Source organism: Mesorhizobium sp. WSM4830 (assembly GCF_055811495.1).
In genome coordinates, this window is the sequence record NZ_JBVVQI010000027.1 from 37,086 (window position 1) to 56,122 (window position 19,037).

Consider the following 19,037-nt stretch of genomic DNA (forward strand, 5'->3'; position numbering starts at 1 on the left):
AATGCCTCTTCTCGAGATCAAGAGCCTGACCGTTTCCTTCGACACCGCCGCCGGACCATTCATGGCGGTACAAGGCATCGACCTGTCGATCGAACCGCGCGAGGTGCTGGCGATCGTCGGCGAATCCGGTTCCGGCAAATCGGTGGCGATGCTGGCGGTGATGGGGCTTTTGCCCAACACGGCGACGGTGAGGGCCGACCGCATGGCCTTCGACGGCATCGACCTGCTTAAGCTCGGCCCATCCGAGCGGCGCAAGATCGTCGGCAAGGACATTTCGATGATCTTCCAGGAGCCGGTCGCCAGCCTCAACCCGTGCTTTACCGTCGGCTTCCAGATTGAGGAGGTGCTGCGCTTCCACATGGGTATGGACCGCGCCCAGCGCCGGGCGCGCGCCATTGAACTGATGAAGCTCGTCGGCATCGCCGACCCCGAGGAACGGCTGGGCTCCTTCCCGCACCAGATGTCGGGTGGTCAGTGTCAGCGCGTCATGATCGCCATCGCCATCGCCTGCAATCCCAAGCTTTTGATAGCCGACGAGCCAACCACGGCCCTCGACGTCACCATCCAGAAGCAGATCCTCGATCTGCTGGTCGGCCTGCAGGCCAAATATGGCATGGGCCTGATCATGATCACCCACAATATGGGGGTGGTTGCCGAGACCGCCGACCGTGTCATCGTCCAGTACAAGGGCCGCAAGATGGAAGAGGCCGACGTGCTGTCGCTGTTCGAGTCCCCCAAGAGCAACTACACGCGCGCGCTCCTGTCGGCGCTGCCGGAAAACGCCGTCGGCGACCGGTTGCCTACTGTTTCCGACATGTTGTTCGAGCCGGCCCCATCTGTAGTCGCAGCCCGGTCCGCAGGAGGAACCGCCTCATGAGCGTGACGGTAGTCGAAGGCAAGAACATCGTGCGCGACTATCATGTCGGCGGCGGGCTTTTCCGCCCTTCCCGTACGGTTCATGCGGTCAAGGGTGTTTCGTTCAGCGTCAACAAGGGCAAGACGCTGGCCATCGTCGGCGAGAGCGGCTGCGGCAAGTCAACACTTGCCCGCATCATCACCCTGATCGATCCGGCGACCTCCGGCGAGCTTTTCATCGACGGCAAGAAGGTGGACATCGCCAGGGACGGCCTGTCGAAGGAAATGCGTCGCAAGGTGCAGATCGTCTTCCAGAACCCCTATGGTTCGCTCAATCCACGCCAGAAGATCGGCGACGTGCTTGGCGAGCCGCTGCTCATCAACACCGACAGCACGGCTGACGAGCGGCGCGATCTTGCCATGAAGATGCTGAAGAAGGTCGGTCTCGGCCCCGAGCACTATAATCGCTACCCGCATATGTTTTCGGGCGGCCAGCGCCAGCGGATCGCCATCGCCCGCGCGCTGATGCTCAACCCCAGCCTCCTGGTGCTGGACGAGCCGGTCTCGGCGCTTGACCTGTCGGTGCAGGCGCAGGTGCTGAACCTGCTCGCCGACCTGCAGGACGAGTTTCAGCTGACCTATGTTTTCATCAGCCACGACCTGTCGGTGGTGCGCTATATCGCTGACGACGTGATGGTGATGTATTTCGGCGAAGCGGTCGAATACGGCGCGCGCGACGAGGTCTTCGCCGACCCCAAGCACAGCTACACCAGGACGCTGTTCGCGGCGACGCCGCGTGCCGACGTTGCCAGCATCAAGGCAAGGTTGGCGAAAAAGAAGGCCGCCTGATCCGGCGAGGTTTGCCGGCCGGCTACCGCTTCTCGATCCCCGGAATGCCGGAGATCTGCTCGACGAGAAAGTCGACCAGCAGCCGCACCCGGGCAATGCCCGCACGCTCCGGAACGATCAGCATGCTCAGCGGGACCGGAGGCGGAAAATAGCCCGGCATGACCACCTCCAGCCGGCCGGCCGCCAGGAGATCGTCGACAAGCCAGTGGTGCGCGGGTGCGATGCCGCGTCCGGCGACAAGGGCTTCGCGCGCGGCAAGCCCATGGTCCACACGAAATCGCCCGCCAAAGGGCACCGCAAAGGTCTCGCCGCCCGGCCCCTGCAGGACGAGCATGTCGCTTCCCGCGATGTTCGACATCCGGATGCCTTCATGGCCAGGCAGATCCTGCGGGACAGCCGGTCTGCCGCGCGCCGCCAGATAGGCCGGCGCCGCCACCAGCAGACGTCGGGACTGGCCGAGCGCCCGCAGTTTCATCGAGCTGTCGGTGAGCGGACCGAGGCGAAGCGCGATATCGACGCCCTCCCGCACAAGATCGATGCGGTCGTCGGTGAGGCTGAGATCGATGCCGATGTCGGGATAGCGGTCCTGAAAGGCGAAGATCAGCCGGCTGACATGCAAGACCCCGAGCGCCGCCGTGCAGGATATCCGGATCGTGCCGGCCGATGCGCCGCGCGTGCCTCGCGCCTCGTCGCCGGCCTGCTCAACGAGGCGCAGGATCTGGACGCTGTCGGCATAGTAACGGCTGCCTTCGTCGGTCATCGTGACGCGCCGGGTGGTCCTGCTGAGCAAGGGTACTCCGACGGCCTCCTCGAGTTCCCGCAAATGCCGTGTGATTGTCGACTGCCCAACTCCGAGTTCGCGCGCCACAGCCGAGAGGCTACCGCGCTCGGCAACCCGAACGAAGGTGCGCATGCGCTCGAGAGTGACGTCCGATCTATCCATTATTCGGCATTATATTATACATTTCCTGCATATAGTGGATCAGCCCACGGCTGGCTACTTTTGGTGTCTATCGTCCCTTCTTCGGAGTAGACCCATGAAAGTCCTGCTTGTTTTTGCTCATCCTGAACCGCGTTCGCTCAACGGCGCGTTGCGTGACGTCGCCATCAGGGAACTCGAGGCCCAGGGCCACGAGGTGCGGGTGTCCGACCTCTATGCCGATGGCTGGAAATCCGAGGTAGACCGTGCCGACTTTCCGTCGTGGCCGCCCGAAGCACGTTTCCTGCCGGCCGGCGCCTCCAAAAAGGCTTTCGCGACGAACACTCTGACCAATGACGTCAAAGCCGAGATCGGCAAGCTGCTATGGGCCGACACCCTGATCCTCCAGTTCCCGCTGTGGTGGTACGCCATGCCGGCGATCCTCAAGGGCTGGGTCGATCGGGTGTACGCCTACGGCTTCGCCTATGGCGTCGGCGAGCACAGCGACAAGCGGTGGGGCGACCGCTTTGGTGAGGGAACGCTCGCCGGCAAGCGCGCAATGCTGATCGTGACCACCGGCGGCTGGGAGGAGCATTATTCCGCCCGCGGCGTCAACGGCCCGATCGACGACCTGCTGTTCCCGATCAATCACGGGATTCTCTACTATCCGGGCTACGACGTGCTTCCGCCGTTCGTGGTCTACAGGGTGGACCGTTTCGGGGAGGCCGATTTCGAGCCTGCCGCGGAGCGACTGCGCGAGAGGATGCGGACGCTCGAGACAATCCGGCCCATTCCTTATCGGCAGCAGAATGGCGGCGATTACTTGATCCCAAGCATGCAATTGCGCCCGGGCCTGGAGAACCCGGGTGCGACCGCCTTCGCGCTTCACGAGAACCGCGCCGGCGCCGCCGGCCAGCCCGATCAGGACAGCCGGGCGATGATGGTGCGCAGCGCCTCGCCGAAGCGCCGGACTTCCTCGATCGTATTGTAATGCACCAGCGAGGCGCGCACGGCGCCGCTGTCCATGCTGAGATTGAGCCGCTTCATCAGGCGCGGCGCATACATGTGGCCGTCGCGGATGCCGATCTGCATCTCGGCCATCTCCTCGACGATCCTCTGCGGCGACAGCGTGCCGATGTTGAAGCAGAAGGTCGGCACGCGCTCGCCGAGGCGTGCCTCTTCGGCAACGCCGTAGATCGTAGCGCCGCAATCTTTGAGCACCGCCAGCATTTCGCGCGCCAGCACCTGCTCGTAGTCGCGGATGGCATTCATGCCGGCGACGATGTTGTCGCGGCGCGACCGGTTATTGGCTGGAGCAAAATTGCGGCCGATCGATTCGAGGTAGCGCACCGCGGCATCCATGCCGGAGACGTTCTCGTAAATGAAGGTACCGGCCTCGATCTTGTAGGGCGGCTCGTCGGGGATGAAATCCTCGCGGAAGGTCGGCAAGCGCTTCAACGTTTCGAAGCGGCCCCACAGGAAGCCCATATGCGGCGAGAAATTCTTATAGCCGGAGCAGACCAGATAGTCGCAATCCCAAGCCTGCACATCGATCAACCCGTGCGGTCCGTAATGCACGCAGTCGAGGAACACTTCAGCGCCTGCCGCATGCGCAATCCCAGCCACGGAGGCAACGTCGACAATCGAGCCGATCGAATGCGCCGTCACCGTGCAGGCCACGAGCCGGGTGCGCTCGGAGACCAGCGGGCGCAAATCGTCGACATGCAGATTGCCGTCCTCGCGCATCCGCCACCATTTGAACTTGGCGCCGGCGGGCGCCAGCGCCAGCCACGTCGCGATATTGGCGTCGTGGTCCATGTCGGTGACGACGATCTCATCACGCTCCTCGTTTGGTCGCTCGGAAAGCATCTGGCCGATGCCGAGGCTGACCAGGCGGATGAACGAAGTGGCGTTCATGCCGAAACAGATCTCCGCCGGGTTGGCGGCGTTGATCAGCAAGGCCACGCTTTCGCGCGCGCCGGCGACGGCTTGGTCGACGGTGACGCTGCGGCCATAGCGGCCGCCGCGCTGCACATTATGCGCGACCAAATGGTTGGTGACCGCATCGAGTACGCTTTGCGGGATCTGCGCGCCGGCGGCATTGTCCATGAAGACGAAGTCGCCCGCCTGCTGCAAGGCGGGAAACATGGCGCGGATCGTCTCGACCGGGAAAGCTGCGGCATCGCCGGTTTTCGAAATCTGATGCTGGTTCAAGGTCGTCTCCTGCGAAGTGCGCTGACAGATTCAGCGGGTCTTTTCGGTTTGGAAGCGGCGTTCAAGGAGGCTGACGAGACGGACCATCGGCCAGAGAAAGATGAGGTAGACCAGCGCCGCGCCGATCAGCGGTGAGGGGTTGGCATAGAGCGACTGTGCGTTGGTCGCTTCCTTCAGCAGTTCGGGCAGCGCCACGGTGGATGCGAGCGAAGTATCCTTGAACATCGAAACGCAATTGCTCGTCATTGGCGGAATGACCACGCGGATCGCCTGCGGCAGTACCACCTTGCGCAATGTCAGCAAGAACGGCAGGCCGAGCGCCTGCGCCGCCTCGAACTGGCCGCGCGGAATGCTCTCTATGCCGGAGCGGAACACCTCGGCCGAATAGGCCGCCATGATGATGGCGAAGGCCATCACCGCGGACGTCCACGATGACAGGCGAATGCCGAGGAACGGCAGCGCATAGTAGATCAGGATCAGCACGACCAGCACCGGCATCGCCCGGAAAATGTCGATGTAGCCGACAGCCAGTAACCGAAGCGGCTTCGGCGCATAGAGCCGCACCAGGCTGATCGCGAGGCCGACGGGAATACCGATGCCGATGCTCATGATTCCAAGCAACAGCGTGTTCAGGAAACCGCGCAGCAGCGCCGGCAGGCTGGAGACCATGACGTCGGCGTTGAAGAAGGTGTCCAGCAGCGACATCGCAGCATTCCCGAAACGTTTGGCGTCCCGCGACGCTCGAGCCCGAGCCCGAAATCCGAAAATCGTGCCGGCACGAAAGCCGGCACGACATTTAAGCGCGAACTGCCGCTCAGGCCTTCGGCATAGGCATTTCCTTGACGGTCGAGGACTCGGCAGGTGCGTCGCTGCCGAACCACTTCTTGTGGATCGCGGCCAGCGTGCCGTCCTTCTTCATCGCGGTCAGCGCGTCGTTCAGCTTGCCGAGCAGCGGGTGGTCTTTGGTCATCATCAGGCCGTACTGCTCGCCGGTCTTGATGCGCTCTTTTACGGCGAGATCCTTCATCCTGGTGAAAGAATATTCCAGGCCCGGAATATCGCTGACCGCCGCATCGACGCGGCCGGAGCTGAGATCGAGCAGCAAATTCTGCTGCGTGTCGTAGCCTTTGACGTCACTGAACCCGTCCGCTTCCTGGTGGGCCTTGACCCAGGCTTCGCCGGTCGAGCCGGACAGCACGCCGACGATCTTGCCCTTGAGGTCGGCCTCGGCTTTGATCGGGCTGTCGGCCTTCGCGGCGATGCCCATGTCGGAATCATAGTAGGGCTGCGTGAACGACTGAGACTTCAGCCGCTCCGGCGTGATGGTGATCGACGAGATGGCGACGTCGATGCGCTTCGAGGTGGTGGCAGCGAACAGCGCCTGGAAACCGAGGTCGGCGATATCAGTGGTCATGCCGATACGCTTTGCCGCCTCATTGATGATGTCGACTTCGAAACCCTCGAACGTGCCGCTCTCGTTCTTGTATTCAAAAGGCGGATTGGTCGGATAGGCGCCGACATTCAGCGTGCCTTCGGCATAGGCCGGGCCGCCGGCGATGCCGATGGCGGCAGCAAGAAGCAGCAGGTTGCGACGGGTGAAGTTCATTTTCGTTCCCTCTGGTTGTGATCGGACGGGTTGGCCCCGCACGGCTTTGATACGCCAAGTGACCGGACTGCCGGAAAGCCCTCCCGGCACGGCAGTCGTAAGATCGATGCTATCCAAAGTACCGTGCTTTTCAAGGCGAAAGTTTTAAGCTTAAAAAATTGCCGCGTGTTGCCGTCACTCCGGAATAACCGCCGTGGCCTGGATCTCAACCTTGGCGCGATCCTCGACAAGCGCCATCACCTGCATAGCGGCCATCGCCGGAAAATGCCGGCCGATCACCTCGCGATAGACCTCGCCGATCCCCTTGAGATTGGCCAGATATTCCGCCTTGTCGGTAAAGTACCAGGTCATTGAGGTGATATGATCAGGCGTGGCGCCGGCCTCGGCGAGCACGGCAACAATATTGGCCAGCGTCTGCCGCACCTGGCCGACAAGATCATCGGTCTCGAAGCGGCCCTGTCCGTTCCAGCCGACCTGCCCGCCGACGAAGACAAGCTGCCCACGCGCGGTAACGCCATTGGCGTAGCCGACGGGTTTCGCCCAGCCTTCCGGCTGCAGGATGGTGTGCATGTCAAAACCTCCCAATGCTCAAATCCGGTCGCTTAAAACTCAAAGACAATCAATTCTTCCACACAACTCCGGTCTCAGGCCGCCCCCATCACCTGCCGTGCAATCACCACCTTCTGCACGTCGGACGCTCCCTCGTAGATGCGCAGCGCCCGGATCTCACGATACAGACTTTCGATGATATGGCCCTTGCGGACGCCGTCGCCGCCATGCAGCTGCACAGCCTTGTCGATCACCTCTTGCGCTTTGTCGGTAGCGAACAGCTTGGCCATGGCGGCTTCGCGGGTAACCCGAGCCGCGCCCATGTCCTTGGTCCAGGCGGCACGATAGACCAGCAACGCGGCGGCATCGACATCCAGCGCCATGTCGGCGATGTGGCCCTGCACCATCTGCAGCTCGGCCATCGGCGCACCGAACAGGCTGCGCTCGGCCACTCTTGTGATGCTTTCGTCCAGCGCGCGCCGGGCAAAGCCGAGCGCCGCTGCGCCGACGGTCGAACGGAACACGTCGAGCACGGACATGGCGATGCGAAAACCGTCACCGGGTTTGCCGATCAGCGCCGAGGCTGGAATGCGTGCATTGTCGAAGGACAGCCGGGCGAGCGGGTGCGGCGCAATCACCTCCAGCCGCTCGGCAACGATCAGCCCCTCGGTTTCGGAAGGCACGACAAAGGCGGAAAGCCCCTTGGCGCCGGGCGCCTCGCCGGTACGGGCAAAGACAACATAAAAGTCAGCGATACCGCCGTTGGAGATCCAAGTCTTTTCGCCCGATAGGAGATAGCTGTCGCCGTCACGCGTGGCCGTCATTTCCATATTGGCAACGTCCGAGCCCGAGCGCGGCTCCGACAGCGCGAAAGCCGAAATCGCCTTGCCGGCCCGTGTTTTCGCCAGCCAGCTCTGCTGGTCGGGCGAGCCGAACAGGCTGAGCGCACCAGTGCCGAGCCCTTGCATGGCGAAGGCGAAATCGGCCAGCCCGTCATGCCGGGCCAGCGTCTCGCGGGTGAGGCAGAGCGTGCGCACGTCGAGTGCTGCAGGGTTGTCGGAATCGAGCCCCGTCGGCTTCAGCCAGCCGTCCTTGCCGAGCTTGGTCACCAGCTCGCGACAGGCGGCGTCGACATCGTCATGCGCGACCGGCAGGTTCTTGGCGCACCATGCCTCCAGCCGCTCTGCCAGTTCGCGGTGACGATCCTCGAAGAACGGCCAGGAGAGGAAGGAACGGTCAGGCATTTCTGCCTCCACAGTTCTCCGGCCCTGCCGCTCCACGGCGCCCCCCTCTGTCTTGCCGGACATCTCCCCCTCTAGTGGGGAGATTGGCAGCTCCGGCGTCGGCTCCTATCTTGCGGCGGTGGCGATTGGCGAAAGCCGCAGCGACATTCGATCTCCCCCCTTGAGGGGGAGATGGCCGGCAGGCCAGAGGGGGGTGCTGTCCCGCCAGCGTGGCCATGGAAGCGATCATTCTCAATCCCCCTCGAACACCGGTTTTTCCTTCGCGACGAAAGCCGTGTACGCCCGCTCGAAGTCACGGGTCTGCATGCAGATCGCCTGCGCCTGGGCTTCCGCTTCGATCGCCTGGTCAAGCCCCATCGACCATTCCTGATTCAGCTGCGTCTTGGTCATGCCATGGGCGAAGGTCGGGCCGGAAACGATGCGCGCGGCCATGTTGAGCGCGTCGGTCTCGAGCGTTGCGGCATCGACCAGCCGGTTGTAGAAGCCCCAGCGCTCGCCTTCCTCGGCGCTCATCGTGCGGCCGGTATAGAGCAGCTCGGCGGCGCGGCCCTGGCCAATGATGCGCGGCAGGATCGCGCAGGCGCCCATGTCGCAGCCGGCAAGGCCGACGCGGGTGAACAGGAAAGCCGTTTTGGCCTGTGGCGTTGCGATGCGGATATCGGAAGCCATGGCGATGATCGCGCCGGCGCCGACCGCCACGCCGTCGACCGCCGCAACAATCGGCTTACCGCAATTCAACATCGCCTTGACGAAATCGCCGGTCATGCGAGTGAAGGCGAGCAGCGCCTTCATGTCCATCTTGACCAGCGGGCCGATAATTTCATGGACATCGCCGCCCGAGCAGAAATTGCCGCCATTGGGCAGGAACACCACTGCATCGACGTCGTCGGCATAGACGAGGTCGCGAAAAGTGTCGCGCAATTCGGCATAGCTGTCGAAGGTCAACGGGTTCTTGCGTTCGGGCCGGTCGAGCCGGATCTTTGCGACCTTGCCTTCGACCTGCCATTGGAAATGCTTCGGCTTGCGGCCCGCCATCTTCGTCATTCCCGTCCCTCCCAATTGCTGCGGAAGGAGGTCAGCATGCCGGTCAGCCGGCGCGCCTCGTCCTCGCTCACATTGCCCAGCAACTCGCCGACCCATTTCTCATGCGCGGCGGCGATTACGGCGAAAGTCCTCGACCCTTCCTCGGTCAGCCGCACCATCGAAGTGCGGCGGTCGCCATTGCGTCGGGCCCGCATCACCAGCCCTTCCGAGACCAGCCGGTCGATGATGCCGGTGACATTGCCGTTGGACACCAGCAGGAAGCGCGACAGGTCGCTCATCAGCATGCCTTCAGGCGCCCTGTAGAGCGCGGCCATCACGTCGAAGCGTGGCAGCGTCGTGTTGAACTCTTGCCGCAAGCGTTCGCGCAGCTCGGCCTCGATGGTGCGCGAGGCGCGCAGCAGGCGTATCCACAGCCGCAGGCGGTCTTTGCCGGGTCCGGACGGGGCAGGCAGGGGACCGGCTACCATGTCTCACCTCCGGAGATCGAAATCGTCTGCCCGGTAATCGACCGGGCGGCGTCGCCACACAGATAAAGTACCGCGGCCGCAATTTCTTCCGGCTGGATGAAGCGGCCTTGCGGGTTGGTCGCGGCAAGGCTTGTCCGTGCCTGCTCGGACGAGCGGCCGGTCGTTTGGACGATGCGCTGGACGGCGCTCTCCAGCATCTCGGTTTCGACAAACCCTGGGCACACGGCATTCACTGTTATGCCGGACTTGGCGGTCTCGACGGCGAGTGCCCGCATCAGGCCGACGACGCCATGCTTGGCGGCAACGTAAGCTGCAACATAGGGATAGCCTTTCAGTCCGGCGGTGGAGGCGACGAAGATGATACGGCCAGTCTTGCGCACTGCCATGCCGGCCAACGCCGGCTTCACAGTCAGAAACGCACCGGTCAAGTTGACGTCGAGCGTGCGCTGCCAGTCTGCCAGCGAGGTCCGCTGCGCCGGGGCGCTGCCGGACATGCCGGCATTGGCAACGACGACGTCGAACGGTCCGCGTGCCGCTTCCGCGGCCTCGTAGAGCGACGCCATCGATGCCTCGTCGGCGACGTCGGCGGCATTGGCGAAGATGCGCTTGTTCTCGGCGGCAACCGCAGCCAGCGCCGCTTCGCGCCGGCCGCAGATGGTCACGTTAACGCCCGCGCCGGCAAGCGCCAGCGCGATCGCCCGGCCGACGCCGGAGCCGCCGCCGGTGACCAGCGCATGACGCCCCGAAATCGTCGTCGCGGCACTCATACTTTCAGCCCCGCTGCCGCTTCGCGTTCGGCCAGCCGGTAGAGCTGGTCGCGGCCGGGCAGATAGGGATCCGGCCATTTGACGCCGCGATCGCCAAGCGTGACGGCCGCGTGCAGCGTCCAGTAGGGATCGGCAAGATGCGGCCTAGCCAGTGCGACGAGATCGGCACGGCCCGCCATCAGGATCGAGTTGACATGGTCCGGCTCGTAGATATTGCCGACCGCCATCGTCGCCATACCGACCTCGTTGCGGATGCGGTCGGAAAACGGTGTCTGGAACATGCGGCCATAGACCGGTCTTGCCACGGCCGAAGTCTGGCCGGCCGACACGTCGCAGATGTCGACGCCGGCCTCATGCAGCAGCCGCGCGATCTCGACGGCATCGGCCGGCGTCACGCCTTCGATGCCGAGCCAGTCATTGGCGGAGATGCGCATCGAGATCGGCTTCTCGGCCGGCCACACGGCGCGCACCGCATGAAAGATTTCCAAGGGATAGCGCATGCGGTTTTCCAGCGAGCCGCCATAGGCATCGGTACGCCGGTTGGTCAGGGGCGTGATGAAGGAGGACAGGAGATAGCCGTGCGCGGCGTGTATTTCGAGCATGTCGAAGCGGCAGCGCGCCGCCATCTCGGCCGAGGCGACAAACTGGTCGCGCACCATATCCATGTCGGCGCGGTTCATCGCCCTCGGCACCTGGTTTTCCAGCGACCACGGCACGGAAGACGCTGCCATGACCGGCCAATTGCCCGAGGGCAGCGGCACGTCGGTTCCTTGCCAGCCGAGCCTGGTCGACCCCTTGGCACCCGAATGGCCGATCTGGGCGCAGATCTTGGCCTCGGTTTCGCCATGGACGAACTCGACCAGCCGCTTCCAGGCGACCTCATGCTCGGGCGCATAGAAACCGGGGCAGCCAGGCGTGATGCGGCCCTCCGGGCTGACGCAGGTCATCTCGATGTAGAGGAGGCCGGCGCCGCCCTTGGCCCGTTCGGCGTAATGGGCGAAATGCCAGTCGGTCGGACAGCCGTCGACGGCCTTGTACTGCGCCATCGGCGAGACGACGATGCGGTTCTGCAGCGTCATGTCGCGCAGCCGGAACGGCGCGAACATCGGCGCGCGACGAAGACTGTTGCCGCCGGCTCCGGCCTGGCGCTGAAACCATTCTTCAGCGCCGGCCAGCCATTCGGCATCGCGCAGCCGCAAATTTTCGTGGCCGATGCGCTGCGAGCGGGTCAGCAGCGAATAGTTGAACTGCACTGGATCGAGGCCGAGATAGCGCTCGACCTCCTCGAACCATTCGAGCGAATTGCGCGCCGCCGACTGCAGCTTCAGCACTTCGGTGCGCCGCGCATCCTCATATTTGCGGAAGGCCGCATCGAGGCCCGGCTCGGACTCGACATAGTCGGCCAGCGCAACCGCGCTTTCCAGCGCCAGCTTGGTGCCGGAGCCGATCGAGAAATGCGCGCTCGCCGCCGCGTCGCCCATCAGCGCCAGGTTCTTGTAGGACCAGCGTTCGCACAAGACGCGTGGGAAATTGATCCACGCCGAGCCGCGGATATGATTGGCGTTGGTCATCAGCGCGTGGCCGCCCAGATGCCTGGCGAAGATGCGCTCGCAGACGGCGATCGATTCCTGCTGCGACATCGCGCCGAAGCCGAAGCGCTGCCAGGTCTGCTCGCTGCATTCGACGATGAAGGTCGCGGTATCGCTGTCGAACTGGTAGGCATGCGCCCACACCCAGCCATGCTCGGTCTTTTCGAAGATGAAGGTGAAGGCATCGTCGAATTTCTGGTGGGTGCCGAGCCAGACGAACTTGCATTTACGGATGTCGATATCGGGCTTGAACACGTCGACGAAGGCGCCCCGCGCTTTCGAGTTCAGCCCATCGGCGGCGACGACCAGATCGTGCGTCTCCATATACGGCTTGGGATCGGCGATGTCGGTCTCGAAGACCAGCTTGACGCCTAGTTCGCGCGCCCGCCGCTGCAGCAGCGTGAGCAGCCGCTTGCGGCCGATGCCGCAAAAGCCGTGGCCGGTCGAGACCGTGCGCACGCCGTCATGGATGACGGCAATGTCGTCCCAATAGGCGAAGTGCTTGCGGATCCAGACGGCGCTGACCGGGTCGTTCTTGGTCAGGTTCTCCAGCGTTTCGGCCGACAGCACGACGCCCCAGCCGAACGTATCATCGGCACGGTTGCGCTCGAGCACCGTCACTTCATGCGCGGCATCCCTGAGCTTCAGCGAGATGGCAAAGTAGAGCCCGGCTGGTCCGCCGCCGAGAACCGCAACTTTCATCGTGCGATCTCCTCTTCGCTTCTGTCCGTCGAGTTTACGCCTGAGGCGGATTAATTCAAGCTTGAAGTTTCAGGATTGAAACAATCCGCCTCGGAAACCCAGCTTGCCGGCAATCGGCTTGCGCAGGCCAGGGACGCCCGGACTATTTTTCCGGGTTCTTCGGGCTCCACAGCACCGTCTCCGCATCTTTTTCATAGGCCATGCCATTGGGATAGCTGATCGCTTCCAACTGCAAGCCCCAAGGCGCCTGGAAGTAGAGGATGGTCTGGCCTGCGGCCGGGCCTTCGGTAACCGGCAGCGGCCCCATCCGCGTCTTGACGCTCTTGCCGTCAAGATAGGTTTTTGCGGCGGCGATGTCGTCGACATAGAAGGCGATATGGAAGCCGCCTATGTCGCTGTTGCGAGGCGTCAGGTCCTTCTGGTCCGGCGCAGTGTATTTGAACAGCTCGATGTTCGACCCGTGTCCGCAGCGGACCAGGGTGATCTCCTCGATCACCGCCTTGGGATCGACGCCCAGCAGATCCTGCATGAACGTGCCCTTGTCGTCGGCGAACGGGCCGAACGACATCGCCTTCTTGCAGCCAACCACTTCGGTGAAGAACTCGACTGCCTGCTGCATGTCGGGGACGGTGACCCCGGTGTGGTCGTGGCCACGCATGCCGGGTATCGAATCAGCCGAGGCTGTCCCCATCGAGCCGAGCAGAGCTGCCGCAAGCATCGTGTTTCTGATCGCGTATTTCATTCCAGTTCTCCTCCGTTTCGCGAGCTGACTTGTCGACGCACGTCCGAGGCCCGCCCTTCGGCGTGCGAATAGGATTGTGTTTCATGCCGGCGCCTTTGCGGCGGGCAGCAACCAAGCGTCATCGATCTCGGGCAGCGGAATGGCGGCGAGGAGGTCGCGCGTGTAGGCCTGCTGAGGCTTCTCGAACAAAGTATCCGTCGCGCTGGCTTCGACGATCGCGCCTTCGCGCATGACGATCACTTGCCTGCAGAGCCGCCGGATCACCGACAGATCATGGCTGATGAAGGCAATGGTGAGGCCCATCTCGGCGGCGAGTTTTTCCAGCAGCATGAGGATCTGCGCCTGGGTCGAGACGTCGAGGCCGGAGACGATCTCGTCGGCCAGCACGAATTTCGGCGACAGCGCCAGGGCGCGGGCGATGCCGACACGCTGGCGCTGGCCGCCCGACAATTCGTGGCGGTAGCGGCTGGCAAAGCTCTGCGGCAGCCCGACGCGCTTCAACGCCTCGGCGACGCGCGCCTTGAGATTATCGCCAAGGCCGTTCTGCTTGAGGGGTGCTGCGATGATGCTGGCAATGGTGCGGCGCGGGTTGAGCGACGACATCGGATCCTGGAAGATCATCTGCAGATTGCGGCGCAGCGGCCGCAGCTCATTCTCCGCCAGATGCGTGATGTCGCGGCCGTCGAAGGTGACGGTGCCGGCGCTCGGCTCCAAAAGCCGCACCAGCGCGCGGCCAAGCGTCGATTTGCCGGAGCCGGATTCGCCGACGATGCCGGTTACCGATCCCCTTGGCAGGTCGAAATCGAGGCCTTTCAGGATCTCGGCCATTGGCGCGCGACCGATCAGCGGCTTGCGCGTCATGTCGGGCAGCGCGACCTTCAGCCCACGTACGGAAAACAGCGGCTCAGTCATGCGGTCGCCTCCAGGCCTGATCGGCAGAAGCGATCTCCGCAGCAAGCCCGGCCAATACCGCCTCGTCCACCGGTTTCAGCGATGCAAGCGGATCGGTGTAGCGCGGCGTCGCCGCCATCAGCGCCCGTGTGTAGGCGTGCTGCGGGGCGGCGAAGAGGACAGCCGTCTCGGCCTCCTCCACCACCTTGCCGGCATAGAGCACGGAAACTTTCTGGCTGATCTTGGCGACGACGCCGAGATCGTGGGTGACGAACAGGATCGCCGTGCCGTGCTCGCGCTGCAATTGCGCGATCAGCCGCAGGATCTGCTTCTGCACGGTTACGTCGAGCGCCGTGGTCGGCTCGTCGGCGACGATCAGCCTTGGTTCGGCTGCGAACGCCGCGGCGATCAGCACGCGCTGGCGCATGCCGCCGGACAGCTCGTGCGGATAGCATTTGAGGACACGCTCGGGATCGCGGATCTGCACCTCGTCCAGCAATTGCCGGATGCGTGCATCGGCCTTCTCGCCGCTCCAGCGCAGGATGCGCACCAGCCGGTCGGTCATCTGCGGGCCGATGCGGCGCGACGGATTGAGCGCGGTCAAGGGATCCTGTGGGATCAGCGCCGTGCGCGCGCCGATCAGCGTGCGCCGTGCCCTGGGCTGGAGCTTGCCGAGGTCCTCGCCCTCGAAAAGCATATCGCCTTCGACGATGCGTACGCTGGGTGGCAGCACGCCGAGCACCGCCTTGCCGATCATCGTCTTGCCGGCGCCGCTCTCGCCGACCAGCGCCCGGACTTCTCCGGGCCCGACGGCTAGCGACACCGAGCGCAGCACGCGCAAGCCATTAGGCAGCACCGCGCTAAGGCTGCGTATGTCCAGGCAGGGTTTCGCGGGCGCGTTCATCGCAGCACCGGATCGAAACGTGCCCTGAGACCTTCGCCGAACTGGCTGAACGACAGCACCGTCAGGATCAGGGTGACCAGCGGGAACACCAGCACCCACCAGGCCTGATGGATCGACAGGCGGCCCTCGGCGATGATGCCGCCCCAGGTCGGATCGTCGGTCGAGATCGACAGATTGACGAAGGACAGGATCGCCTCGACGATGACGGCAATGCCCATCTCAAGCGACAGCAGTGCGACGATCGACGGCACCACATTGGGCAGCACCTCGCGCAGCATGATGCCGATGCGGCCATAGCCGGCGATGCGGGCGTTCTCGACATAGTCCATTCGCGACTGGCCCATCGCCTCGGCGCGGATCACCCGGCAGAAGCGCGTCCAGTCGATGACGGCGATGGCGATGATGACCGAGCTCAAGCCGGTACCGAGCACGGCGACCAGCAGGATGGCAAACAGCACCGGCGGGAACGCCATCCAGACATCGACGATGCGCGAGATGATGCGGTCGGCCCAGCCGCCGAAATAGCCTGATATCAGGCCGAGCGTCGAGCCGACCAGGCAGGCGGCGATCGCGGCGGCGAAGGCGACGATGAAGGCGATGCGGCCGCCGAAGATCAGCCGGGAGAGCAGGTCGCGGCCGAGGCTGTCGGTGCCGAGCCAGTAGCCGGGCTCTGCACCGGTCAGCCAGATCGGCGGCAGCCGCTCCAGCATCAAATCCTGCGCCAGCGGGTCCTGCGGTGCGACCAGCGGCGCGAAAATTGCGGCCAGCAGCGCAATCAGCAGCCAGCCGCCGGCCAGCCACAGGCGTGCCCGCGAGCCATGTCTTGAAATACGGGCCTCATCCATGGCGCAGCCTCGGATTGAGCAGCGCATACATCATGTCGACGGCAAGGTTGATCAGCACGAACAACAGCGCGAACACCAGCACGATGCCCTGGATCAGCGGCAGGTCGCGGTTGATGACGGCATCGATCGCCATATTGCCGAGGCCTTCATAGGAAAACAGCCGCTCGACGATGACCGTACCGCCGATCAGGAAGGTGAACTGCACGCCGACCAGCGTCAGCGTCGGCAGCGCCGCGTTCTTCAGCGCCTCGCGCAGGATGACCTGCGTTTCCGAAAAGCCCTTTACCCGCGCCAGCACGACATAGTCGAGGTCGAGCACTTCCTTGAGCGACTGTTTCAGCAACTGCGAGATGATGGCGGCCAGCGGCAGCGCCAAGGCCACGGCCGGCATCAGCACGTGCGCCAGCAAATCCTTGGTCAGGTCGAAGCGCAGTCGCACGATGCTTTCGAACAGATAGAATTGCGTGGCGAAGGGCAGGTCGAGCTGCGGCGACACCCGGCCGGAAATGTCGAAGATGGGCACCAGCACGCCGAACAGCAGGATCAGCACCAGGCCCCACAGGAAATCGGGAATCGAGAGCGCCGCACCGCTCGCAATGTCGATGCCGGCTTCGACCGCTGTGCCGCGCTCGCGCGCGCCGAGGATCGCCGTCGTGCCGCCGATCGCCACCGCCATCAGGAGCGCGACGGTGGCGAGTTCCAGCGTCGCCGGGAGGCGATTGAAGACCAACCCAAGCACGTCCTGACGCAGTGAGATCGACGTGCCGAAATCGCCCCTGACGACACCGGCCAGCCAGATGAAGAACTGCTGGACGATGGTCTTGTCGAGCCCGTAAAGCGCGCGCAGCCGGGCGATGTCGGCATCGGTCGCGCCGGGCGGCAGCATCATCGCGATTGGGTCGCCCGGCGCGACGCGGATGACGACGAAGACGACGACGGCCACACCGAACAGCGTGATCGCCATCGTCAGAAGACGGATCAGGAATCTTTGCAGCAGCATTCTGGCTTAAGCCTAATGCGTTTCAGTGACTGATGGAACGAACAGGCCCCCTCATCCGGCCGCTTCGCGGCCACCTTCTCCCCGAGGGGAGAAGAGGTCGCTGACGGCTGAGCCAGTCTCTTCTCCCCAGCTGGGGAGAAGGTGGCCCGAAGGGCCGGATGAGGGGGCCTGCGCAAGCAGAGGAGGCACGCTATCTTGCGACCGCGGGCCTCCTCGCGCTGATCTCAGGCCGGGCTCATCAGCGCCGGCAGAAGTGCGCCCGACACATGCTGTACGACGTTGACGCCCTTGGCATGCACGATCGGCTGCGCATACTGGATCAGCGGCAGCACATAGGCCTGTTCGGCGATGTATTTGTCGACGGCCTTCCAGCCGGCGATGCGCTTGGCCTCGTCCTTCTCGCCCCATAGCGGGTTGATCATGTCGATCAGGTCTTGACTGTCCCATACCGAATGCGGGCTTGGGCCATACATGGCGAAGCCGGTCGACGTCGTGGGATCGCCGATGGCATTGCCCCAATTGTAGAAGGCCGCCGGCGCCAGCTTGTCGGCTGCGCGCAGCTCGTAGTGCTTGGCGATCTCGTAGACCTCGATCTTCGCCTCGATACCGACCTTGCGCCACATGCCGACGATCGCCTGGATCATCTCGTAATCCTTGGGCTTGAAGCCCTTGGTCGTCTGTATCGTGAACTTGACCGGCTTTTCCGGCGAATAGCCGGATGCGGCCAGCAATTCCTTGGCCTTTTCCGGATTGTGCTCGACCTTGATCGACGCATCGTAGGCGGCGTATTCCGGTGTCTCCAGCGTATCTATGGGTTGGCCGTAGCCGCGCAGCAACCGATCGACCAAAAGCTTTTTGTCGACCGCCATCACCGCTGCCTGGCGGACGTTCTTGTCCAGCATCACGTCGATGTCGTTGAAGAAGATCATGCCGATGTCGGAAACATTCTTGCACGAGCCGGCAAGCCCGTCCTTGGCGATCAGGCGGTCATATTCCTCGTAAGGAATTTCCAGCGTCACCTGCGAGGAACCGGACTCGATCTCGGCGACGCGGCTCGCCGCATCGGTGACGAACTTGATGGTCACGTTTTCGAAGGCCGGCTTGCCGCCCCAGTAGTTCGGGTTGGCTTTAAGCCGCAGGAAGGCGTTGCGCTCGAATTTGTCGACCATATAGGGTCCGGTGCCGATCGGAGCTTTCTCGAAGCCTTCGGCGCCGACCTTCTCGTAATAGGCCTTCGGCATGATGTAGCCGGTGAGGAACGACATCCACTTGAAATACACCGGGTCGAACTGCACGACATCGCCGGTGATCTTGTTGCCGTCGATCTTGAAGTTGTTGACGTTCTTCCAGACGAACTGGATCGGGTTGCCGGTCTTTTCGTCGCCCGCCCGCTGCAGCGACCAGACCACGTCTTCGGCCGTAAATGGCGAGCCGTCATGCCATTTCACGCCCTCGCGCACCGTCATCATGATCTTGCCGCGATCTTCGTTCCAGCCCCATTCGGTGAGCAGGCCGGGCGCGAAGGAAAGATCCGGCTTCTGCGGGATGAACTGGTCGAACACCGATTGGTAGAGGCCCTGGATGGTCGGGTTGACGGCCGAAGGCCCGGTGGTCGGGTCCCAGGACGGCAGGTTGACATTGTAGGCGATGGTCAGTTCGCCGGCAGCCTTGGCGATTTGCGGCAGGCCGAGCGCCGTTGCGCCAAGTGCCGCCGCGCCATATCCGAGCAATTCTCGTCTGTTGATTGTCATGGTCGTTCCCCTGTTGCTTTTATGCGCGGTGTCGTTGTCGTTTCGTGGGTTCAGGCTCCTTGGGCAACCGCGCCTTGTCCTCCTTCACCCCTGGATGAA

Annotated in this window: 19 protein-coding genes; 3 read left to right on the forward strand and 16 right to left on the reverse strand. The window is 63.6% G+C overall.

What is annotated here, in order from left to right:
• The first annotated feature begins 1 nt into the window (after nt 1).
• On the forward strand, nt 2-877 hold the full coding sequence (locus AC0L2Y_RS26945; RefSeq protein WP_473560651.1) for an ABC transporter ATP-binding protein: 876 nt from the start codon (nt 2-4) through the stop codon (nt 875-877).
• The gene (locus tag AC0L2Y_RS26950; protein ID WP_473560653.1) at nt 874-1,704 is read left to right on the forward strand and encodes a dipeptide ABC transporter ATP-binding protein; all 831 of its coding nucleotides are present in this window, start codon (nt 874-876) and stop codon (nt 1,702-1,704) included. The genes AC0L2Y_RS26945 and AC0L2Y_RS26950 overlap by 4 nt, the downstream gene beginning before the upstream one ends.
• Nucleotides 1,705-1,726: 22 nt before the next feature.
• Here the strand turns inward: AC0L2Y_RS26950 and AC0L2Y_RS26955 are convergent, their stop codons facing one another.
• Nucleotides 1,727-2,647, reverse strand: coding sequence for a LysR family transcriptional regulator (locus tag AC0L2Y_RS26955; protein WP_473560655.1), 921 nt, complete (start codon nt 2,645-2,647; stop codon nt 1,727-1,729).
• Between the two features lie 94 nt (nt 2,648-2,741).
• Between AC0L2Y_RS26955 and AC0L2Y_RS26960 the strand changes: the two genes are divergently transcribed.
• Nucleotides 2,742-3,614: an NAD(P)H-dependent oxidoreductase gene (locus AC0L2Y_RS26960; protein ID WP_473560656.1), complete on the forward strand. Its 873-nt coding sequence runs from the start codon at nt 2,742-2,744 to the stop codon at nt 3,612-3,614.
• On the opposite strand, the gene AC0L2Y_RS26965 is transcribed toward AC0L2Y_RS26960, so the two are convergent.
• The 15 genes from AC0L2Y_RS26965 to AC0L2Y_RS27035 all read right to left on the reverse strand — a co-directional run bounded on the left by AC0L2Y_RS26965 (nt 3,545) and on the right by AC0L2Y_RS27035 (nt 18,938).
• Complete coding sequence (locus tag AC0L2Y_RS26965) at nt 3,545-4,837, reverse strand: cysteine desulfurase-like protein (RefSeq protein WP_473560657.1); 1,293 nt, start codon at nt 4,835-4,837, stop codon at nt 3,545-3,547. The two genes, AC0L2Y_RS26960 and AC0L2Y_RS26965, sit on opposite strands and share 70 nt — an antisense overlap.
• Nucleotides 4,838-4,867: 30 nt before the next feature.
• Entirely contained in the window at nt 4,868-5,542 is a 675-nt protein-coding gene (locus tag AC0L2Y_RS26970; protein ID WP_292656040.1) for an amino acid ABC transporter permease, read from the reverse strand.
• Nucleotides 5,543-5,651: 109 nt separating this feature from the next.
• The gene (locus AC0L2Y_RS26975; protein ID WP_352565195.1) at nt 5,652-6,443 is read right to left on the reverse strand and encodes an ABC transporter substrate-binding protein; all 792 of its coding nucleotides are present in this window, start codon (nt 6,441-6,443) and stop codon (nt 5,652-5,654) included.
• Between the two features lie 174 nt (nt 6,444-6,617).
• A complete protein-coding gene (locus tag AC0L2Y_RS26980) occupies nt 6,618-7,013 on the reverse strand; it encodes a RidA family protein (protein WP_473560659.1) in 396 nt (131 codons plus the stop codon).
• Nucleotides 7,014-7,087: 74 nt separating this feature from the next.
• Nucleotides 7,088-8,236, reverse strand: a complete 1,149-nt coding sequence (locus AC0L2Y_RS26985; protein WP_473560661.1) for an acyl-CoA dehydrogenase family protein — start codon at nt 8,234-8,236, stop codon at nt 7,088-7,090.
• Between the two features lie 231 nt (nt 8,237-8,467).
• Nucleotides 8,468-9,280, reverse strand: coding sequence for an enoyl-CoA hydratase family protein (locus tag AC0L2Y_RS26990; RefSeq protein ID WP_473560662.1), 813 nt, complete (start codon nt 9,278-9,280; stop codon nt 8,468-8,470).
• Nucleotides 9,277-9,747: a MarR family winged helix-turn-helix transcriptional regulator gene (locus AC0L2Y_RS26995; RefSeq protein WP_473560664.1), complete on the reverse strand. Its 471-nt coding sequence runs from the start codon at nt 9,745-9,747 to the stop codon at nt 9,277-9,279. The genes AC0L2Y_RS26990 and AC0L2Y_RS26995 overlap by 4 nt, the downstream gene beginning before the upstream one ends.
• Nucleotides 9,741-10,514, reverse strand: a complete 774-nt coding sequence (locus tag AC0L2Y_RS27000) for an SDR family NAD(P)-dependent oxidoreductase (protein ID WP_473560665.1) — start codon at nt 10,512-10,514, stop codon at nt 9,741-9,743. The genes AC0L2Y_RS26995 and AC0L2Y_RS27000 overlap by 7 nt, the downstream gene beginning before the upstream one ends.
• Complete coding sequence (locus tag AC0L2Y_RS27005) at nt 10,511-12,805, reverse strand: bifunctional salicylyl-CoA 5-hydroxylase/oxidoreductase (RefSeq protein ID WP_473560666.1); 2,295 nt, start codon at nt 12,803-12,805, stop codon at nt 10,511-10,513. Before AC0L2Y_RS27005 ends, AC0L2Y_RS27000 begins: the two co-directional genes overlap by 4 nt.
• 142 nt (nt 12,806-12,947) lie before the next feature.
• A complete protein-coding gene (locus AC0L2Y_RS27010) occupies nt 12,948-13,547 on the reverse strand; it encodes a VOC family protein (RefSeq protein ID WP_473560669.1) in 600 nt (199 codons plus the stop codon).
• 81 nt (nt 13,548-13,628) lie between these two features.
• Nucleotides 13,629-14,459, reverse strand: a complete 831-nt coding sequence (locus AC0L2Y_RS27015; protein ID WP_473560670.1) for an ATP-binding cassette domain-containing protein — start codon at nt 14,457-14,459, stop codon at nt 13,629-13,631.
• Nucleotides 14,452-15,342 carry an ABC transporter ATP-binding protein gene (locus AC0L2Y_RS27020; RefSeq protein ID WP_473560672.1) on the reverse strand — a complete coding sequence of 297 codons (891 nt, stop codon included), beginning with the start codon at nt 15,340-15,342 and terminating at the stop codon, nt 14,452-14,454. Before AC0L2Y_RS27020 ends, AC0L2Y_RS27015 begins: the two co-directional genes overlap by 8 nt.
• Nucleotides 15,339-16,187, reverse strand: coding sequence for an ABC transporter permease (locus AC0L2Y_RS27025; RefSeq protein WP_473560673.1), 849 nt, complete (start codon nt 16,185-16,187; stop codon nt 15,339-15,341). The genes AC0L2Y_RS27020 and AC0L2Y_RS27025 overlap by 4 nt, the downstream gene beginning before the upstream one ends.
• Nucleotides 16,180-17,187 (reverse strand): ABC transporter permease, encoded by a 1,008-nt coding sequence (locus AC0L2Y_RS27030; protein ID WP_473560674.1) that lies wholly within the window; start codon nt 17,185-17,187, stop codon nt 16,180-16,182. The genes AC0L2Y_RS27025 and AC0L2Y_RS27030 overlap by 8 nt, the downstream gene beginning before the upstream one ends.
• 224 nt (nt 17,188-17,411) lie before the next feature.
• Nucleotides 17,412-18,938, reverse strand: a complete 1,527-nt coding sequence (locus AC0L2Y_RS27035) for an ABC transporter substrate-binding protein (RefSeq protein ID WP_473560676.1) — start codon at nt 18,936-18,938, stop codon at nt 17,412-17,414.
• Nucleotides 18,939-19,037 lie beyond the last annotated feature (99 nt).